Source organism: Bacillus sp. 2175 (genome assembly GCF_057812155.1).
The window spans coordinates 114998-132818 of sequence record NZ_JBSZSU010000009.1; the positions used below are offsets into that span (position 1 = coordinate 114998).

Consider the following 17821-nt stretch of genomic DNA (forward strand, 5'->3'; position numbering starts at 1 on the left):
TAAATCGTTGGTACTTCTAAACAGCTACATACTTAGATTGAAGAGGTTTTAGTCTACACATATAAAACGACTAAACCCCGGCTAGGTATTTAAGGTTTTGTTACATAAAATTCATATCTCCTGGAAGAGCTTGTAAAAAATTTAGAGTTAATAAGTTTTGAATTTCTTGAGAGAATAGTTCTAATTATTATATACAAAAAATGGTGATATAAAGACATCATTTCCTATAATTTTGGAGAAAGAACTTATGATTTTTTTAACTGGATATTGATGTGATCATCCTCATTAGGAATTATAGTTTTAATATAAGTAATTATTGTAATTAGTTTTTATATTTGTATAATCTTAATATAAAGAAATAAAAATTTTTATATAGTGTGAGGGGAAGAGTATGAAATGCAGATAAAAGCAGTTACTATAGAAGAAATCTATCAGGAGATATTGGATGGAAAAAGAAGTAGATTCCCATCCAATACTTGGAGGTGGGATGAGAATAATGAAATGGCTAAAAGAGTAACAAGATATTTATTAACCGAAATTTTAAATTGGAACGAAGAAGAGATAAAGCAAAATTGGAATGTCTCTTTAATTGCAAAATATCGATTACGTGGAGTATTGCAGCATAGATATGAAAATAGTCCGTATGCAATGATTAATGATTTATACCCTAATCAATTTAAGGAATGGGAATTCAAAATGACTCCATTAAATTTTTGGACGAAAAATAAGGCTTTACAATTATTAAAATGGACAATTGAAGAAAAAGAAAAATTATTACCAAAAAAAATTTTACGAATTTATGGGCAAAAGTGGTTGAAGGAACAAAAACTAAGTACGCCATTAAGGGTATTTTGGGATGGGAGTCCATATGCGATGATTAATGATTTATATCCGAATGTATTTAAGGAATGGCAATTTACTAAATCCCCTAATAAATTTTGGACGAAAGAAAAAGCATTACAAGCATTAAAATGGACAATTGAAGAAAAAGAAAAATTAGATCTGGAAGAATTGAGAAATATTTACGGGGGAAAATGGCTAATTCAATCTGGATTGAAAGGCGCTTGTCAATTATGTTGGGAGGATAGCCCGTATGCAATGATTAATGATTTATATCCCAATCAATTTAAGGAATGGGAATTTAAGATGACTCCTAATGGTTTTTGGACAAAGGAAAAAGCACTAGATGCATTACGGTGGACAATTGAAGAAAGAGAAAAGTTAACAGATGAACAATTACTACAAAAATATACAATTAGATGGATAAAAAGTCATAGGTTATGGACACCATTAATGAAATATTGGAATGGAAGTCCATACGCAATGATTAATGATTTATATCCAAATAAATATTTGAAGAATTCATTCAGAGGCTATGTAAATAAGTCTTAAGTAATTCGTTTATACATTTAAAAATCAAAAAAGGTTTCAGATTGTTTGGAAATACGTTATCAACTATAGACAGTATAAAGATAAAATTTTAGATATCTTTAATTACTTAGCTCGGTTTTGTTGGTAGAATTCTTTTGCTCACGTCTCGTAGCTGGATACAGAATAAAATTTAGCTTATTAAATTGGATGAGTTAAATTTCGAGAATTTTCCCGCTGAATTGTAAAACTTTGTTAAGGACATAACAAAAAGCTGTTATATCTGAGTTCACAGTATTTTTAGCGATGAAATTTCCATTGATTAATTTATAAGATAGCCCATATTTTATTGGACCTATGGCCTATTTTTATGATTTAGCCGTACGTTTACACGCGTCTTAAGTAAAGAACTACTTCAAGACTTATTACCATCTATCTTATAAATACGATGGTATCATAAATGTAAAGCGCTTACAACAAGGGAATAAAAAGAATTTATGAAAATTCTTTTTTTGATTTATGTCATTTTATAAAAATGTATCAAAATATCAAGAAAATAATTCATTTCCATTACTTTATTTATTGTATTTACTTTTGATTGTATATTTTTAATGTCTTTTATACGATTCAAGTTATACATACTAATTCAATAGACACAAATATTCTATTGAATTAGTAATTGTATTCATATTTGTCAAAAACAATTGTGAAATATGTAACTAATATTTTACAATTGTGGTACCAGGAGTCTAGATATAGCAATGTTAAAGAATAGTTTAAGATTTATGCACCATGAATGTAAAAATACTACATTGTTATATTAAATTTAATAATTACTTGATTTTTATTATTCTTACACATAACATTTAAGTAAATACTTAAATGTTATTGGGGGGAGGATTTTTATTGAATGATCTTTTTAAAGCTTTAGCAGATCCAACAAGAAGGAAAATATTAGATTTGTTAAAGGAGAGAGATCTTACTGCCGGAGAAATAGCTTCTCATTTCAATATGTCAAAGCCCAGTATTTCTCAACATCTTAACATTCTGAAACAATCAAATTTAGTTAAAAATCGAAAAGAAGGGAAGTATGTCTATTACACATTAAATACAACCGTTGTTCAGGATATTTTGAATTGGCTTATAAGTATTAAAATCGGGGAGGAAAATAAATAATGAGGAAAAAAACATGTTCATATCTTATTATTATGATTAGTTTAGTGGTAAGTTTCATATCTTATTTTAAATTAGGGGATGAGAAGATATGGATTCTAAGCATTATGCCCACGATAATGCTTATTTCAAATGTAATATTTAATATATTAGTGAAAAATACATTATTAACTGAGGGAAACCTAGAAAATCAACTTGATTTAAGAATCATTTCTAATGCAATGTTAATGTTGTTATGTATTATTCATTTAGTAATTGTAAGTACTGAGTTTGGATATACTATTACTTTTGAATTAGTAGTGGGTATAGCAACTGGTATATTCATTATGGTTTTATCTAACTTTATGCAGCGAGTAGAACAAAATTATATATACGGAATAAGAACCCCTTGGACATTAAAGAATAAGGAAGTATGGAGATTAACTAATCGATTCTCTGCAAAAATCTTTTTTATTACAGGTTTAATGATAATACTATTATCAATTTTAACCCCGAAATTTGTAATTTTAAGTATGATTAGTCTTGTGGCAATTGCTGCTTTAATATCTGTGTTTTCTTCATATATATTTTTTAGGAAAATTGAGAATAAAAATATACAAAGTTGATTACAAGTAAAATAATATAAAGAACTCAAAAGATGATCTATAATAATAGGTCATCTTTTTTTGTGAAATGAAAGGGCTATTAATTTTACAATTAATAGCGTAGAAAACTATAATTTGGATTTTATGAAAAAATGTATTAATTTTTAAAAAAATGTGAATTAAATCACCATACTTCCAAGGAAATTATATCCAATAGTGTAATTTATTTTAGATGCAGTTTGTTTAGTGTGGGGAAATTAGGCTTAGTAATTGTAAAACATAATATTTTATAAAATTAATATACTATTTGTGATAAATTTGTGAAATTTTGTGTCTAAAGATATCATTCAGTGTGTAGCAAATAATCTGTATATAAAAATTAAAAGAGTTACAATGTTGTATCAATTAATTAATTAGCTACTTAATTAATTGTTCTTATTATAGTTATTAAATTTGGAGGGGTATATGAAACGGTTATACGGTTCTACGCTTGTTTTAACAGGAATTTTTATTTTTATTTTATTTCTGATGGGATCTCAAAATAGCTTACCTAAAAATCCTATAAGTAATTTAAAGAGTTTTACTGTAATGAAAATTTTCCCACAAGGATGGGGGTTTTTTAGTAAGCCACCTCGTGATGATTATACATTTATTTTAGATGAGAATGGAGAATCTGCTGTGGGTTGGCCAAATAACACTATCAAAAATGCATTTGGTATAAATCGTGGTGGTAGATCACAGGGGATTGAAATGGGATTACTAGTGGCACAAGTACAAAAAGAAAAATTCAATAAATGTGACGAAGATATTGATATATGTGTTAAAAAAACACATGAAAGAGTGAAGGTCAAAAATCCAACACCTAAACCAATTTTATGTGGGGATTATACACTAGTAACAAGAAAAGTAGTACCTTGGGCCTGGGCAGGAATTACATCGCCTTCAGAAATGTCTTCGGAATTTGTAAAGGTGGAATCAATATGTTCAAAAAAATAAATAGTTTTGCTTATAATTGGGCGATTTCTAATAATCCTTGGACTAGTGTTTATGGAGTAGCCAGGTCGTTAATAGCCTTATCTACCTTAGTTACTTTAATTTTTAATGATGTTTCTACATTATTCAGGCCTGTTGCGGGGGTAGAAGAATTTCCAGCATGCTCAATTTATTCAATTAGTATATTTTGCCTAGCTTCTGGTTCATATTTAGGGCTATTTAAGTGGTTAGCAGTTTTGATTTTACTATTAGTTGCTTCTGGATGGAGACCAAGGTACACAGGTGTTTTACATTGGTGGGTTGCGTCTTCAATTCAAAATACAGCTATAACTCTTGATGGCGGTGAACAAGTCGCAACTGTGCTGACTTTGTTACTAATCCCAGTCACATTATTAGATAAGAGAAAATGGCATTGGGAGACTGGTTTAAAAGAAACAACATCCAATTCTCAATTGCATTTTAGAATAATATCTTTAGTCTTTTTAGTTGCTGTAAAGATACAAATGTCTTTCATCTACTTCCAAGCAGCAATTATTAGATTGAAGAATCCTGAATGGCTAGATGGAACAGCAGTATATTACTATTTTAGTGATCCTATGCTGGGGTTGAATAGCACCTTAGCGAATCTTATAAATCCATTACTGGCATCACCTTTTGTTTTTTTCATAACTTGGGGTACTACAATTATAGAACTGTTTTTAGCAGCTTCTCTAATTGGTTCAAATAAATATTGGAAAATATATCTTTACTCAGGTGTGTTATTACATGCTGGTATTGCTATAGTTTTAGGATTACATAGCTTTTCGATAATTATGTGTGCAGGTTTAATTTTGTCCTATTATCCATTAAATAGAGAATTTAAATTTATATCAAAGTTAAATTCTCTTAAGACTAAAAGTGAAAAGGACATTTTAGATAAGAAAAAATTTGTATCTTAATAGTGGTTATCACCGACTTATTCTATAAAAAGGGAGAAATAAAATGAAGAAAATTGTAGCATCATTGATGAGTTTTGCTCTTTTAATGGGCGTAATGTTTCAAGGAAGTATGCAGGCTAAAGCCGCTGTAACAGAGGCAAGTGTAAAAGTTTTTTCTGGTGAAGAATTATTTAAAGGATTATTCTTTGGACAAGGAAAAGTGGCAGAAAAATTACCTAATTTCTATTCTAAGGAGTTAAGAAAAGCTACAAATACTCCTGAGATGGAAAAACAAGCTAATGATTTAGTGGGAAAAGTTAAAGAAAAAGATGCTTCTTATCTAGCAGAGTTAGAAGCTGCGGTTTATTCTAATAATCCTCAAAAAATTGAAAAAGCCTTAAATAAAGGTGGAGAAATTTTAACAGATATTACTAAAGATATGGGCGTTTCATCGGCTAGCCTAGAAGTGGCTGAAGATGGGACTGGAACTGGGCGTTGTGCAGTTCTTGGATTAGTTGCAATTTATTACGCTGCAGTAGTGGCTCAAGTAGCTGCAGGTGCAGTATATGTTGCTGGCGCTGCAGTGTATTTAGCTACAGCAGCTGTTAATACATGGGGTAAATCTATGAATGGTGATAACCTATCTAATGATTTATTGGTACACGATATCGTTGTAAATCTTTAATTTCTAATTTTTGGCAAACAATACAAATGAGTTTAAGTCGGTTGAGATAATAAATGAAACAGTTGTTAACATATGTTTAGTTGACAACTGTTTTTATAGTTTTGAATAGGTGAAGTATCGGATAATAAATCTGTATTGATGTCAATTTTATAATTTTACTGTCGTATTGGATACAGAAAGGAGACCTATATGGGAAATATTATATTATTTGATGGAGAGTGTAATTTTTGTAACCAAAGCGTACAATTTATTATTAAAAGAGACACTATTGGTAACTTTCAATACGCCTCACTTAGAGGGGATGTCGGAAGAGAATTACTAGAACGATATAATATAGATGTAAACATAGAAAGTATAGTCTTAATTAAACATAGTAAATATTATATTAAATCAGATGCTGTAATAAATATTTGTAAAGAGTTGGATTATCCTTGGAAGCTAGCAGTTTTTCTATTATTAATTCCAAAGTTTATTCGTAATTTTTTATATGATAAATTCTCCAAAAATCGATATAAGTTATTTGGAAAACGAAATACTTGTCAACTACCTCCGCCAGAAATAAGGAGAAGATTTTTAGATTAATATATATAAGAATAATTAAATGAAAAATGGGAGAACATATTTTATTTAATGTGGCTGACATTGCACATTTTACACTTCCCCCTAAAGGGGCAAGCTGACTAACATCATTGGGATTCTTGCTAACAAAGGCGAATTCCATTTCTGGTATCGCTGACGTGCAAGTTGGTGGTGTGACATCGCCACTCTCATGACAAACCGATCGATTTGTGTTTAGATGTTTAAGCGTCAGCTCCTTGATGAAACATATTATTTTACAATATCATAAATTTGGAAAACGAAATCCATATGATATCTTGTTTTTAAGGAAAAGAAAATCCTTTTAAATTAAATCCAATATATTATCCAATTTTTCGTTCTTTTTTATGTTTAAATCCTCAAATAAAACACCATTTTTTATTACTAAATTTATTTTTGATAAATTTTTGATGTTCTTTATAGGATCATCAGGTAATACTAATAAATTGGCTTTTTTTCCTACATCTATCGTACCTACTTTTTCACTAATACCTAAAATTTCTGAATTACTCTTTGTAACCAAATGAAGTGCTTTCTTTTCATTGATGCCACCAAAACGAATCATATGATCCAATTCTCGCCATAGATCATAGTGTGATACATAAGCCATTGCCGCATCATTTCCTACACCTACACTAATGTCATTATCAATTGCTTGTTGAAAACTAATCATCATATTTGTATACACGATTTTTGCGTTTTCAAAAAGTACATCATTGATATTTGTTATGTTCCTGTCTAGTAATGTATAGGGGTATGCAGCTTGAAATGTTGGAATCAGTGACGTATATCCTCGTAAGGCATTTGGATTTTGCTTATAAAGAGAAATGATTTCTTCATCCATCGTAGCGCCGTGTTCAATTGTATCTACACCACCTTTTAAAGCAATCCTAACTCCTTCGGTACTTTCTACGTGTGCGGCTACCATCATGCCAATTTTATGAGCTTCTTTACAAATAGCGTATACTTCTTCTTCGGTTAACTGAATTCTTCCTGCTTCACCAATTGTCTTTGCATCTGTGACGCCACCTGTTACACAAATTTTGATCAAATCTACACCTTGGCGTACATTTTTTCGTACATTTTTCACACCCTCCCAAGGACCGTCTGTTTCTAGGGCCAAATATGGTGCCCCATGCCCACCTGTGGCACTAATAAAGAAACCGGAAACTATTAGGTCTGGACCAATCAATTTTTCATTTTGTATATCATCACGCAATTTCACATCTTGATAGAAAAATTCGCCAACAGAGCGAAGTGTAGTTATACCAGATTGAAATGAGACTAGAGCATTTTTTTTCATTCTATTGTAAATAAATTTCTTTCCTAATTTTGTATCTAATAACTTAATTCCAAAATTTAATACTTCTTCACTAAAAGATAGTCCTGTAGGGCTTCCATCAGAAAATAAATGTGCATGTGCATTTATGAGTCCGGGCATAACAAACTGATTTTTTATATCAATTTGTTCATATTCCTTAGGAATAATTATATTTTGACGGTTTTCAATTTTTTCTATAATACCAAGATTATTAACTAGAATAACCATATCTTTTTCAATTTCTCGATTCATGTCGCCGTTTATAATAGTGCAATTAAGTAATGCCGTTTTCTTTTTCATATAATTATCATCCTCAATTTAAAAGTAAATTAATAATTTATTTAAATAAAAAACTATATTATTTTTCGCTTACTACATCTTCTCCTAATCATCCCTGAACTATACTCAATGTTTTATCGTTTTCCGACAGAAGACTCCTTCCTCAAAAGTGTTAAGGTGTGAAACACCAATTTTAGGTGGGAGATGAATGTCGGTTGGTATAAGCCAACATGTTTGCTACCATAGACTTGTACAGATTGCTCTTTGAAAACTGAAGATATGAGGTTGGTTGTAGAAAAACGTTGCAACCGTAAAATCTTCAACGTTCTTTCGCCCCACGTTTACTGAAGTTGCGAAAACCAAGCTAAAGTAGGAAGCGTGGTGAGTCAACGTATAAGATACTTATGTTTTCACCGTAGGGACTACGGGCATAGCCTGCTAAGATAACCGGTGGATACATCGGTGTTCGCAGGAATCTCCCACTTCAAAAAGTCTGTAAGAATATTAAGTGGTGAGTAGTTCAAAGTGGTTTTTATATAAACACAAACAATGGTTAGTATATTAAAGAGAAGAATGTAGGTCGGTACTAATAAATGTTGAAAGTGATTGTACAGAATTTTTGAAAGTGATTATACGCATTTCTTTTATTTTCTAATTTATCCTTTTCTAAATAGCCCTAATACCTCTGTTGATTCTGTAATATTTACAAAAGCATGTGGATCGACTTCAGAAATTATAGTTTTTATTCTAGCTAGCTCTACTCGTGAGATTACAGTCATTAATATATATTTTTTTTCATTTGAGTATGCCCCTTTCTCACTTAATAAAGTTACCCCATGTGCAAAGTTAGAAAGAAAGTTTTCTTTCATTTTTTCTACATGAGTTGTTACAATCATTAGAGTAATTTTTTGGTGTTTTGTGTGAATCATATCTATGACTTTCCCTGTAATAAAAATAGATACTAAACTGTATAAGGCAATATCCCAATTGAAGAAAAATCCAGAGATAATAACGACAATAGTATTAAGTACGATTAGGAATTTTCCAAGCTGAATATCTTTTTTTCGTGAAAGCAATATACCGATAATATCAAATCCACCTGTTGACCCATTGCAATTGAATACAAGTCCAATACCTATACCAGCAATAACGCCACCAAACAATGAAGAAAGGAGTACGTCGTTTGTCACTACATGTATTGGAATAGCATATAATGCTGTCGAAAATGTGATAACTGATAAAATTGTATACCCTATGAATTTTTTTCAAGTCTAATATAACCTAATATTATGATAAGTAAATTTAAAAGGAAATTAACTGATCCAGTATTAAAGGGTGTTAAAATTCCAATAATGATTGCAATTCCACTAATACCACTGCTTAAAACTTTGTGGGGGATTAGGAAGAGATTAAAGGAAAGTGCTGCAATGAAAGAACCAAAATTTTCACTTATCTCAAAACTTTAGAGGTAATTAAAATAAAAAGCATTTGATTAGGTTCAAAAACTAATAATAGGTTATCTGCTTATTGGAAGTAATTTATGCTATCACCCATTCTAATAGTAATGTTTTTACCTTGACTTAATATTAAACAAAATTAATAATTAATAGAAATACCTAAAAAGTGTCTTATTAATACCTTTTAGGTATAAGTACTAGGGAGGAGGAATGATAAATGGAATTAAGACACATTCGATATTTTCTGGTTCTTGCAGAGGAACTGAACTTTAGTCGAGCTGCGGAAAAATTACATATTGCCCAACCACCTCTTAGTAAGCAAATTAAAGAATTAGAAGAGGAAATTGGTGCTAAATTATTTAATAGGACAAAACGGCATGTGGAGTTAACTAATGCTGGGCAGGTATTTCTGGATAAAGCTTATCAAATCCTTGATCAAGTTGAACAAGCATGCATCAGCACAAGATTAACTTCTACCGGGACTGAAGGTGAACTTGTAATAGGATTCAGTGGATCAGTACAAGATCTTATCCAAACTATTCAAAGATACCGGGAAAGATATCCTAAAGTTGGAATCGTATTACAACAACTTAGTACACCTATTCAAGTTAAAAATTTAATTGAAAAAAAAATTGATATAGGAATTTTAGCTGCACCAATAAGTAGTAGTAAAATACATGTAAGGCCAGTCAAAAAGGTGTCATTTAAGGCTATTATTCCTGAAAAACATCCTCTTGCGCTCAAACAATCAATTTATATTCATGATTTGCAAAATGAACCTTTTATTATGGCAACTAGATCAGCGGCGCCATTTTATTATGATACGTTTATGAACCTGTTTCAAAATGTTGGTTTCGCACCGAAAATAACCGTCCAGGCAAATGATCTACAAACGGTTTCAGCATTAGTCGCAAATGGGATGGGGGTAGCATTATTACCTTCATCAATTAATCCATTAAATGGATTAATACAACGGAAAGTTGAGGATATAAATACTGAAATTGAGGCGTCACTTGCTTGGCGAAAAGACAATAAATCGGAAATATTAGAAAAATTTTTGGGGTTATATTTTGAATTTAATAATAATGGTGATGAGTTTATAAAATAGGTGATTTTTAGATATAATTAAGTTTGTTTTTGGTCTAAGTTTAAGCTTTACAGACTTTATCATTTTAGCCAAGAAGACTCCTTCCTCAAGGAACGCGAAGTGAGTAGGTGGGAGATGAATTGGCTTTGAACAAGGGATGGCAAGGAGCCATCTTAATTGTTCGACATACATAAATTGTTACTTCACTATCCATCGAATGTACGTTTGGTGTATAATAGTCATATACCGAAATGGAGGTGAATTAAATGATAATTAATAAAGCCTATAAGTTTCGTATCTATCCAAATCAAGCACAAGCAATTCTAATTAACAAAACGATAGGTTGTTCTCGTTTTGTATTCAATCATTTCCTATCCCTATGGGATCACGCATTTAAAGAGACAGGAAAAGGTTTGACATATGGTACATGCTCTGCCAAGCTTCCTGCCATGAAGAAAGAGTTTGTTTGGCTAAAAGAAGTGGACAGTATTGCGATTCAGTCGTCTGTTCGCAACCTTGCGGATGCGTATACACGCTTTTTCAAAAAACAAACAGCGCCCCGCGCTTTAGATATAAGAAGAATAACGTACAATCGTATACCACAAAACAAACAAATGAAAACATTGCCGTTGTAGGAAACAAAATAAAATTGCCAAAACTAGGTCTTGTTCGATTTGCCAAAAGTCGTGAAATAACGGGACGTATTGTAAATGCTACAGTTAGACGGAATCCTTCTGGCAGATACTTTGTATCATTGTTAGTCGAAACAGAAGTACAAGAACTTCCGAAAACAAGTTCTTACATTGGAATGGATGTAGGACTAAAAAATTTCGCCATTATGTCAGATGGAACAACTTATAAAAACCCAGAATTTTTTCGAGTATTAGAAGAGAAATTGGCGAAAGCACAGCGTGTCCTTTCTAGAAGAATGAAAGGATCTTCTCGTTGGAATAAACAACGAGTAAAGGTAGCTAGAATTCATGAATACATATCAAACTCTAGAAAAGATTACTTGGACAAAATTTCAACTGAAATCATCAAAAACCACGATGTTATCGGTATAGAGGATTTGCAAGTATCGAATATGTTAAAGAATCATAAGTTAGCAAAAGCAATTAGTGAAGTATCCTGGTCACAGTTTCGAACCATGTTAGAATACAAAGCAAAATGGTACGGAAAACAAGTCATTGTCGTATCGAAAACATTTGCTTCCAGCCAACTATGTTCTTGTTGTGGATATCAAAATAAAGACGTTAAGAATCTAAACCTACGTACATGGGTTTGCCCTTCATGTCAAACACATCATGATAGGGATATTAACGCAAGTATCAATCTAAAGCATGAAGCGATAAGGCTTCTAACCGCAAGGACTGCGGAGATAGCCTAATCAATTAGAGTTCGATAGAACCCTTTACTTAGGAATCCCCCACTTCTAAACGAAGTGAAAGTGGGGATAGTTCAACTTAAAGAGGTAGTTTGAAATCAAGCTACGGTTTTCAAGGATGTGGAGAAGGTATTTTCCACATCCTTATTTTTTTGGAATAATTTGTTTTTGTGTGTTAAAGAGAGGAACAGGAGAGATTTCTTATGGAAATTTATATGAAAAATATAGGGGAATTGTGTATTAGTTTTGTACAATAAAAACCGCACCAAATTTGATTGAAGAGGGGGATGTCCGTATTATTGTGGAAATAATGGGCGTCAGTCTACTCATCTTATTATTTTGTTTAACAGTTGCATTCAAAAGCTATGCAATTAATTATATTCTCGCTCTGTTTAAAAAAGTAAAGGTGTAATCAGTCCAATCTTTTGAATGAATTTGTGCAAAGAGAAATGGTCGTAGTAAAAGGGATATAACGAAAAGTATCAACTTGCTAAAAATGGACATGTAATTGAAAAAGTTAATTGCATTATTTTATGAATATATAATTATTATAATAATTCGTTTTATTGTAACATTTAACAGTTAATCAGGTGAAAAAACATGGTAAAATTTAACTGTAAGAAAATCTAAATTATAAATGGGGGAAGCGTTATGAAAGTTATTAAATCGAAATCATTAGTAAAACAATGTACAAGTATTGCTTTGGCAGGTGTAATTGGGGTTAGTGGTTTAGGTGCTTTCGGATCAAGTGTAAGTGCGGCTGAGAATATAAGTCATGTGAAGGAAAAACAAGTAACTCAAAATTATGACATATCAATATTGCAGTTACAAGACGCTATACAGCAAAAAAATGACCCTTTTATTAATCAAGTCAAAATTTTTATTAATAAGCATTTTCAGGAATCAGAATTTTTGTGGGGGAAAGTTAGTAATCCATTAAAAAAAGATATAGTAGATATACTTACAGGAGATAAAAAAGATTACTCTACAAAAATTAACAAAGCCCTAATAAATCACTTTAGAGAAGTACCATCATTACTAAAACAAGCAACTCCAAAATTTAAAAGAGAAATATTACAGTTACTTAATTATTTACCGAGATAAACGAAAAAAAGTTCTACTCAATAGGAGTAGAACTTTTTTTCGTTTATCTTCAGGCTGTGGAGAAAGTCTTCTCCACAGCCTGTTTTTGTGTCTGAACCTCTTTTTATGATGGGTGCTTTAAAAAATCATCGTGATGAACGTGTATCTGTTTCTGTAGAAGAGTTGGTTCCACAAGATCATTTCCTTCGTGCGATTGAAGCGACAATTAGTTTTGATTTTATTGAAGGGAAGTTACGCCCTTATTACTGTGAAAACAATGGACGTCCGTCAATCCATCCTATCGTTTTATTTAAAATGATGTTTATTGGATATTCTTACGGTATTCGTTCGGAGCGTCAATTGGAAAAAGAGATTAAAACGAATATCGCCTACCGTTGGTTTTTAGGGTTTTCTCTATCAGATACTATTCCAGATCATTCTACAATCAGTTGGAATCGTCGTACTCGCTTTATTCATACAAATATTTTCTAAGAAATTTTTGATGAGATTGTGAGGCAAGCGACAGAGTACCGGATGGTGGGAGGACGTGCGCTGATGACAGATTCTACGCACATTAAGGCCAATGCTAATAAAAATAAGTTTGTATATAAATATAAAAAAGAAAAGGAAAATTTTTACATAGACGAACTAGAAGCTGCGGTAATTGAAGATCGTGAGGTACACGAAAAAAAGAATTAAAACCCAGAAAGGAAAGTGATACTCCCACTAAAAAAACTCGTATAAGTACTACGGATCCAGATAGTGGATTTTTAATGAGAGATGGAAAACCGAACGGTTTTCATTTCTTTAGACCATCGTACGACTGATGCGAAGTACAATATTATTACAGATACTTATTTAACGGCTGGAAATATGGCAGATTCCGAGCCATATTTAGCGCGTCTACAAGCTCAAATTGATAAATTCGGATTTAAAGTGGAAGCAGTAGCTCTTGATGCAGGCTATTTTACAGGGTATATCTGTAAGAAATTATCGGAGAGAAATATATTTATGGTGATGGGGTATCACCGATTTGGAAAACGAAATAAGGAAGTACCAAAAAGCCAATTTAAATATGTAGAAGAAATGTGCATTTGCTTGTCCGATGGGGTGTATTTTAGAGTATGCGACAACGGATCGTGAAGGATATCGTCACTATAAATCCAACCCAGAAGACTGCGCTGTTTGTCCGCTACGTGAGGTATGTTTTTCAAAGAAACAAAAACAAAAAGTTATCACTCATCATATATGGTAGAAATATAAGGATATCGTTAAAAAAAACAAACTAACAGTTACAGGGAAAAAGTTGTACAAAGTACGCTGTTCAACTATAGAGCGAAGCTTTGCGGACGCCAAAGAACTACATGGCTATCGATATGCTCGATTTAGGGGCTGAAGTCTGTCCAAATGCAGGCTTATCTCACCGCAACTTGTCAAAACATGAAAAAAATAGCCCTCCATCTGACCAAAAATGGTCTGGTGGAGGGCTATTTTTTTGAAACTCTATTATTTTATGTTGTTTTTTCGTTTATCTTAATACACAGAAGAATCTATATTAACCAACATAGAACTAATAACAGATAAGAGATTATAAATGCTAACTTAAATATGTACATTAACGCTTGAATAAATATGTACATTTTCAATTGGATTCTCCATACTGACTCTGAGGTGGTTAGTATGTATATTAAGCTAGATATTCAAACAGAATTTGAGGTTAAAAGTCTTTCAGACTTACCAAATTTTAAAAAACTAATGGGGAACTTAAAAATGAAGATAAATAAAAGTCAATTAGCCAGAGAATTGAATGTGGATCGGCGTACCATAGATAAGTATTTGAATGGTTTTACACCAAAAGGGACAAAAAATAAAACATCGAAAATCGATACATATTATGAAGTGATTGCAGCTCTTTTATCTAGTGATTCTAAACAAATCTTCTACTACAAACGAGTGTTATGGCAGTATCTAACAGACAATCACGGTTTAAAATGTTCACAGTCTGCATTTCGTGCTTATATTAATAGAAAGCCTGAATTTAGAACATATTTTGATGAGGGGAAGCGTATTTTATCAGGTCATTCAGTGGGTGTCCGTTATGAGACACCTCCAGGAGAACAAGCTCAATTAGATTGGAAAGAAAGCATACGATTTGAAACCAAAAGTGGCGAAATCGTATATGTGAATGTAGCTGTACTTTTATTGTCCTACTCGAGATTTAAAGTTTTTCATTTGAATATTTCAAAATCACAAAGTGTTTTAATGTCATTTATGACAGAGGCATTTGAAATGTTTGGTGGTGTACCGAAGGTAATTGTCACGGATAATATGAAGACGGTAATGGATGAAGCTCGAACAGAACACTTTACAGGAACGATTAACAATAAGTTTGCCCAATTCGCTCAAGATTTTGGATTTAAGGTACAACCTTGTATCGCAGGGCGACCAAATACCAAAGGGAAAGTAGAAGCGCCAATGAAACTTCTAGACGAAATTCATGCTTATCAAGGAAGATTCACTTTTGAAGAATTACATGAATTTGTGCAAAAATTATGTGCAAGAATTAATCAAACATTTCATCAAGGGACTGGTAAGATTCCAGTGTTTGCCCTAAAACAGGAAAAGAATCTCCTACAACCACTCCCGAAGAGCGCGATAAGAGATTCCTATATGATTAAGCATAAACTTGTAAAAGTTAATACATCAGGCATGATATCTTACAAATCGAATCAATACTCAGTTCCAGCTGAATATCAAGGTAAAACCGTCGGTTTACAAGTATATGATAATCAAATATATGTTTATCATAACATGAAGTTAATTGTACAACATAAAATCAGCCAATCTAAGCTCAATTATAAAGAAGAACATTATAAAAAAGCATTGGCTAAGTCACTACCTAAATATCCGAACATTGACAATTTGGCGAAACAAAATTTATCAGTAATTGGTGAGGTATATAGAAATGAAGAATAGCTATCAACAATTAACAACAAACCTAGAGTATTTAAAATTAAAACAAATGGCACAACATTTAGGTGACGTAGTCGATTTTAGCATTAATAATGAATTATCCTTCGTAGAGACACTTGTTAAACTGACAAACTATGAGATTGATGTACGAGAACAAAATATGATTCATTCTATGGTGAAAATGGGCGCATTTCCTCATAGAAAGGAGGTTGATGAGTTTGATTTCGAATTCCAGCCGAGTATTAATAAACAACAAATCTTAGATTTTATTTCTCTACGTTTCTTAGAGCAACAAGAAAACATAGTATTTTTAGGACCTAGTGGTGTTGGTAAGACCCATTTGGCCACGTCTATTGGTATAGCAGCAGCTAAAAAGCGAACAAGTACTTATTTTATTAAATGTCATGATTTACTTCAAAATTTAAAACGTGCCAAGATTGAGAATCGCCTAGAATCTCGTTTAAAGCACTATACAAAATACAAATTACTTATTATTGATGAAATTGGGTACTTGCCTATTGATCCGGAGGATGCAAAATTATTCTTTCAATTAATCGATATGCGTTATGAAAAGCGTAGTACCATCCTAACGACCAATATCAACTTCAAGTCTTGGGACGAAGTATTCCAGGACCCTAAACTCGCCAATGCCATACTAGATCGTGTCTTACATCATGCCACGGTGGTCAGTATTGTAGGACAATCCTATCGAATTAAAGATCATTTTAGCAAAGAAAATGATTGATTTTGTACATGCTTAAACAAGCGAAAATGTACATGTTTATCTTGACATTTACAAAGAGATGAATATATTTGAATTTTATTAATTAAATCCAGAAAAAAATATCAGAATAGAAAATGCTTTAAGGCCTATTTGCAGTTGAATATTTATGGTATGAATATTGCCGTATTTCTTAGTATGCTAAAAATACAAGCCTGTAAATCACTTTGTTATGACTGTAAAGTAAAAGAAGGATATTGAACTATTTTATTATTTATAAGGTATTATATATACTTTGAGATTCAGAAGGTTTGAATAAGTTACGCTTTATATGCCGATATTTTGGTTCAACTAGAGTATCAAATGTGGAATATTTCTTTGCTATATAAAACCTTTACTTCTTAATCTTATATAAGCACAAAGTAAAACATAAGGGGATTTTTGAAAAAAGAGTATTATGGTCTAGTATAAAACTTGTATTTTAGAACTTTAAATATATTAAGATAATTCAAAGGGGAAAATAAAATCCAATAATCATTAAGATGGTAGTTTCTTTGGATTCGTTTCTTAAAATATCTATTTTTGATTTTCCTTATCTATTTTGTAATAAAACTTTTCATTAATAGATGAAAATATGTATGCTTTATTAGGAAATAATTAAGGTATCTTTTAATTATCTATAATTATTTGTTATAGAGGAATTAGATAATTGAAGTTCTTTTCATTTGGGAATACGGTGATAAAAAAGGAGGGACGGAGTTATAAGGATCAATAAGAATACATAATTAAATTGTTTTACAATAAAACATTCCATTCTCATTAATATTCTTATAATCACAAAAACCAAATGCTATAAAATGGATTGTTTGAAAAAGTTGTGAATATGCATATTTTTGGATGCGTGTACAATTATAATCATCATGATATCACTTCTCTTTTAAGAATGCGAAGTTTTGTCGTTATGTAAACATGGGTGCTCAAAACTTTACATTTTTTGTACAATATAAAATATTAAAATACAGTTGTACAGATAATTGATATTTCTTTATATGAAAAAATGCTTATAAATACTATGCAAAGCTAACGTATAATTTTTTAGACCTTATAGAATCAAATAAGAATAAAGATAGAAAATAAAATTGAAATACTAAGGCTAGCAAAGTAACGTGAGGTAATAGCATCTATTCTGAGTTTTGTAG

General features: G+C 31.5%; 12 protein-coding genes and 3 pseudogenes. 13 read left to right on the top strand and 2 right to left on the bottom strand.

The window, feature by feature from the left end:
- The first annotated feature begins 396 nt into the window (after positions 1-396).
- The 7 genes from ACXKY9_RS29565 to ACXKY9_RS29595 all read left to right on the top strand — a co-directional run bounded on the left by ACXKY9_RS29565 (position 397) and on the right by ACXKY9_RS29595 (position 6302).
- Entirely contained in the window at positions 397-1392 is a 996-nt protein-coding gene (locus tag ACXKY9_RS29565; RefSeq protein WP_015406629.1) for a DUF4046 domain-containing protein, read from the top strand.
- 882 nt (positions 1393-2274) lie between these two features.
- A complete protein-coding gene (locus ACXKY9_RS29570; protein ID WP_000998670.1) occupies positions 2275-2544 on the top strand; it encodes an autorepressor SdpR family transcription factor in 270 nt (89 codons plus the stop codon).
- 104 nt (positions 2545-2648) lie between these two features.
- Positions 2649-3146, top strand: a complete 498-nt coding sequence (locus ACXKY9_RS29575) for an SdpI family protein (protein ID WP_228220165.1) — start codon at positions 2649-2651, stop codon at positions 3144-3146.
- Positions 3147-3590: 444 nt separating this feature from the next.
- Entirely contained in the window at positions 3591-4121 is a 531-nt protein-coding gene (locus ACXKY9_RS29580; protein WP_000827070.1) for an SdpA family antimicrobial peptide system protein, read from the top strand.
- Positions 4106-5056, top strand: a complete 951-nt coding sequence (locus tag ACXKY9_RS29585) for a sporulation-delaying protein SdpB family protein (RefSeq protein ID WP_000473523.1) — start codon at positions 4106-4108, stop codon at positions 5054-5056. The genes ACXKY9_RS29580 and ACXKY9_RS29585 overlap by 16 nt, the downstream gene beginning before the upstream one ends.
- A gap of 43 nt (positions 5057-5099) precedes the next feature.
- Positions 5100-5720 carry a sporulation delaying protein family toxin gene (locus ACXKY9_RS29590; protein WP_000724589.1) on the top strand — a complete coding sequence of 207 codons (621 nt, stop codon included), beginning with the start codon at positions 5100-5102 and terminating at the stop codon, positions 5718-5720.
- 189 nt (positions 5721-5909) lie between these two features.
- Entirely contained in the window at positions 5910-6302 is a 393-nt protein-coding gene (locus ACXKY9_RS29595; protein WP_000526840.1) for a thiol-disulfide oxidoreductase DCC family protein, read from the top strand.
- Between the two features lie 319 nt (positions 6303-6621).
- Here the strand turns inward: ACXKY9_RS29595 and ACXKY9_RS29600 are convergent, their stop codons facing one another.
- Both ACXKY9_RS29600 and ACXKY9_RS29605 read right to left on the bottom strand, forming a co-directional pair.
- Positions 6622-7938: a metal-dependent hydrolase family protein gene (locus ACXKY9_RS29600; protein ID WP_000730548.1), complete on the bottom strand. Its 1317-nt coding sequence runs from the start codon at positions 7936-7938 to the stop codon at positions 6622-6624.
- A gap of 635 nt (positions 7939-8573) precedes the next feature.
- Positions 8574-9370, bottom strand: a pseudogene (locus ACXKY9_RS29605) (YitT family protein).
- A gap of 221 nt (positions 9371-9591) precedes the next feature.
- On the opposite strand from ACXKY9_RS29605, the gene ACXKY9_RS29610 reads away from it, so the two are divergent.
- From ACXKY9_RS29610 to istB, 6 genes and pseudogenes are all read left to right on the top strand, one after another.
- The gene (locus ACXKY9_RS29610) at positions 9592-10482 is read left to right on the top strand and encodes a LysR substrate-binding domain-containing protein (RefSeq protein ID WP_000423181.1); all 891 of its coding nucleotides are present in this window, start codon (positions 9592-9594) and stop codon (positions 10480-10482) included.
- 245 nt (positions 10483-10727) lie between these two features.
- A pseudogene (gene tnpB, locus ACXKY9_RS29615) lies at positions 10728-11848 on the top strand (IS200/IS605 family element RNA-guided endonuclease TnpB).
- 648 nt (positions 11849-12496) lie between these two features.
- A complete protein-coding gene (locus ACXKY9_RS29620; RefSeq protein WP_000864460.1) occupies positions 12497-12949 on the top strand; it encodes a hypothetical protein in 453 nt (150 codons plus the stop codon).
- A 105-nt stretch (positions 12950-13054) separates the two neighbouring features.
- Positions 13055-14512, top strand: a pseudogene (locus tag ACXKY9_RS29625) (IS1182 family transposase).
- Between the two features lie 96 nt (positions 14513-14608).
- Positions 14609-15904, top strand: a complete 1296-nt coding sequence (gene istA, locus ACXKY9_RS29630; protein ID WP_000275580.1) for an IS21-like element IS232 family transposase — start codon at positions 14609-14611, stop codon at positions 15902-15904.
- Positions 15894-16646 (top strand): IS21-like element IS232 family helper ATPase IstB, encoded by a 753-nt coding sequence (istB, locus tag ACXKY9_RS29635; RefSeq protein ID WP_000798699.1) that lies wholly within the window; start codon positions 15894-15896, stop codon positions 16644-16646. Before istA ends, istB begins: the two co-directional genes overlap by 11 nt.
- Positions 16647-17821 lie beyond the last annotated feature (1175 nt).

Excerpts from the sequence above, each read along its gene's own strand:
- ACXKY9_RS29575 (WP_228220165.1), top strand. The coding sequence starts at position 2,649 with ATGCCCACGATAATGCTTATTTCAAATGTAATATTTAATATATTAGTG.
- ACXKY9_RS29595 (WP_000526840.1), top strand. The coding sequence starts at position 5,910 with ATGGGAAATATTATATTATTTGATGGAGAGTGTAATTTTTGTAACCAA.
- ACXKY9_RS29565 (WP_015406629.1), top strand. The coding sequence starts at position 397 with ATGCAGATAAAAGCAGTTACTATAGAAGAAATCTATCAGGAGATATTG.
- istB (WP_000798699.1), top strand. The coding sequence starts at position 15,894 with ATGAAGAATAGCTATCAACAATTAACAACAAACCTAGAGTATTTAAAA.
- ACXKY9_RS29600 (WP_000730548.1), bottom strand. The coding sequence starts at position 7,938 with ATGAAAAAGAAAACGGCATTACTTAATTGCACTATTATAAACGGCGAC.
- ACXKY9_RS29620 (WP_000864460.1), top strand. The coding sequence starts at position 12,497 with ATGAAAGTTATTAAATCGAAATCATTAGTAAAACAATGTACAAGTATT.
- ACXKY9_RS29580 (WP_000827070.1), top strand. The coding sequence starts at position 3,591 with ATGAAACGGTTATACGGTTCTACGCTTGTTTTAACAGGAATTTTTATT.
- ACXKY9_RS29585 (WP_000473523.1), top strand. The coding sequence starts at position 4,106 with ATGTTCAAAAAAATAAATAGTTTTGCTTATAATTGGGCGATTTCTAAT.
- istA (WP_000275580.1), top strand. The coding sequence starts at position 14,609 with ATGTATATTAAGCTAGATATTCAAACAGAATTTGAGGTTAAAAGTCTT.
- ACXKY9_RS29610 (WP_000423181.1), top strand. The coding sequence starts at position 9,592 with ATGGAATTAAGACACATTCGATATTTTCTGGTTCTTGCAGAGGAACTG.
- ACXKY9_RS29590 (WP_000724589.1), top strand. The coding sequence starts at position 5,100 with ATGAAGAAAATTGTAGCATCATTGATGAGTTTTGCTCTTTTAATGGGC.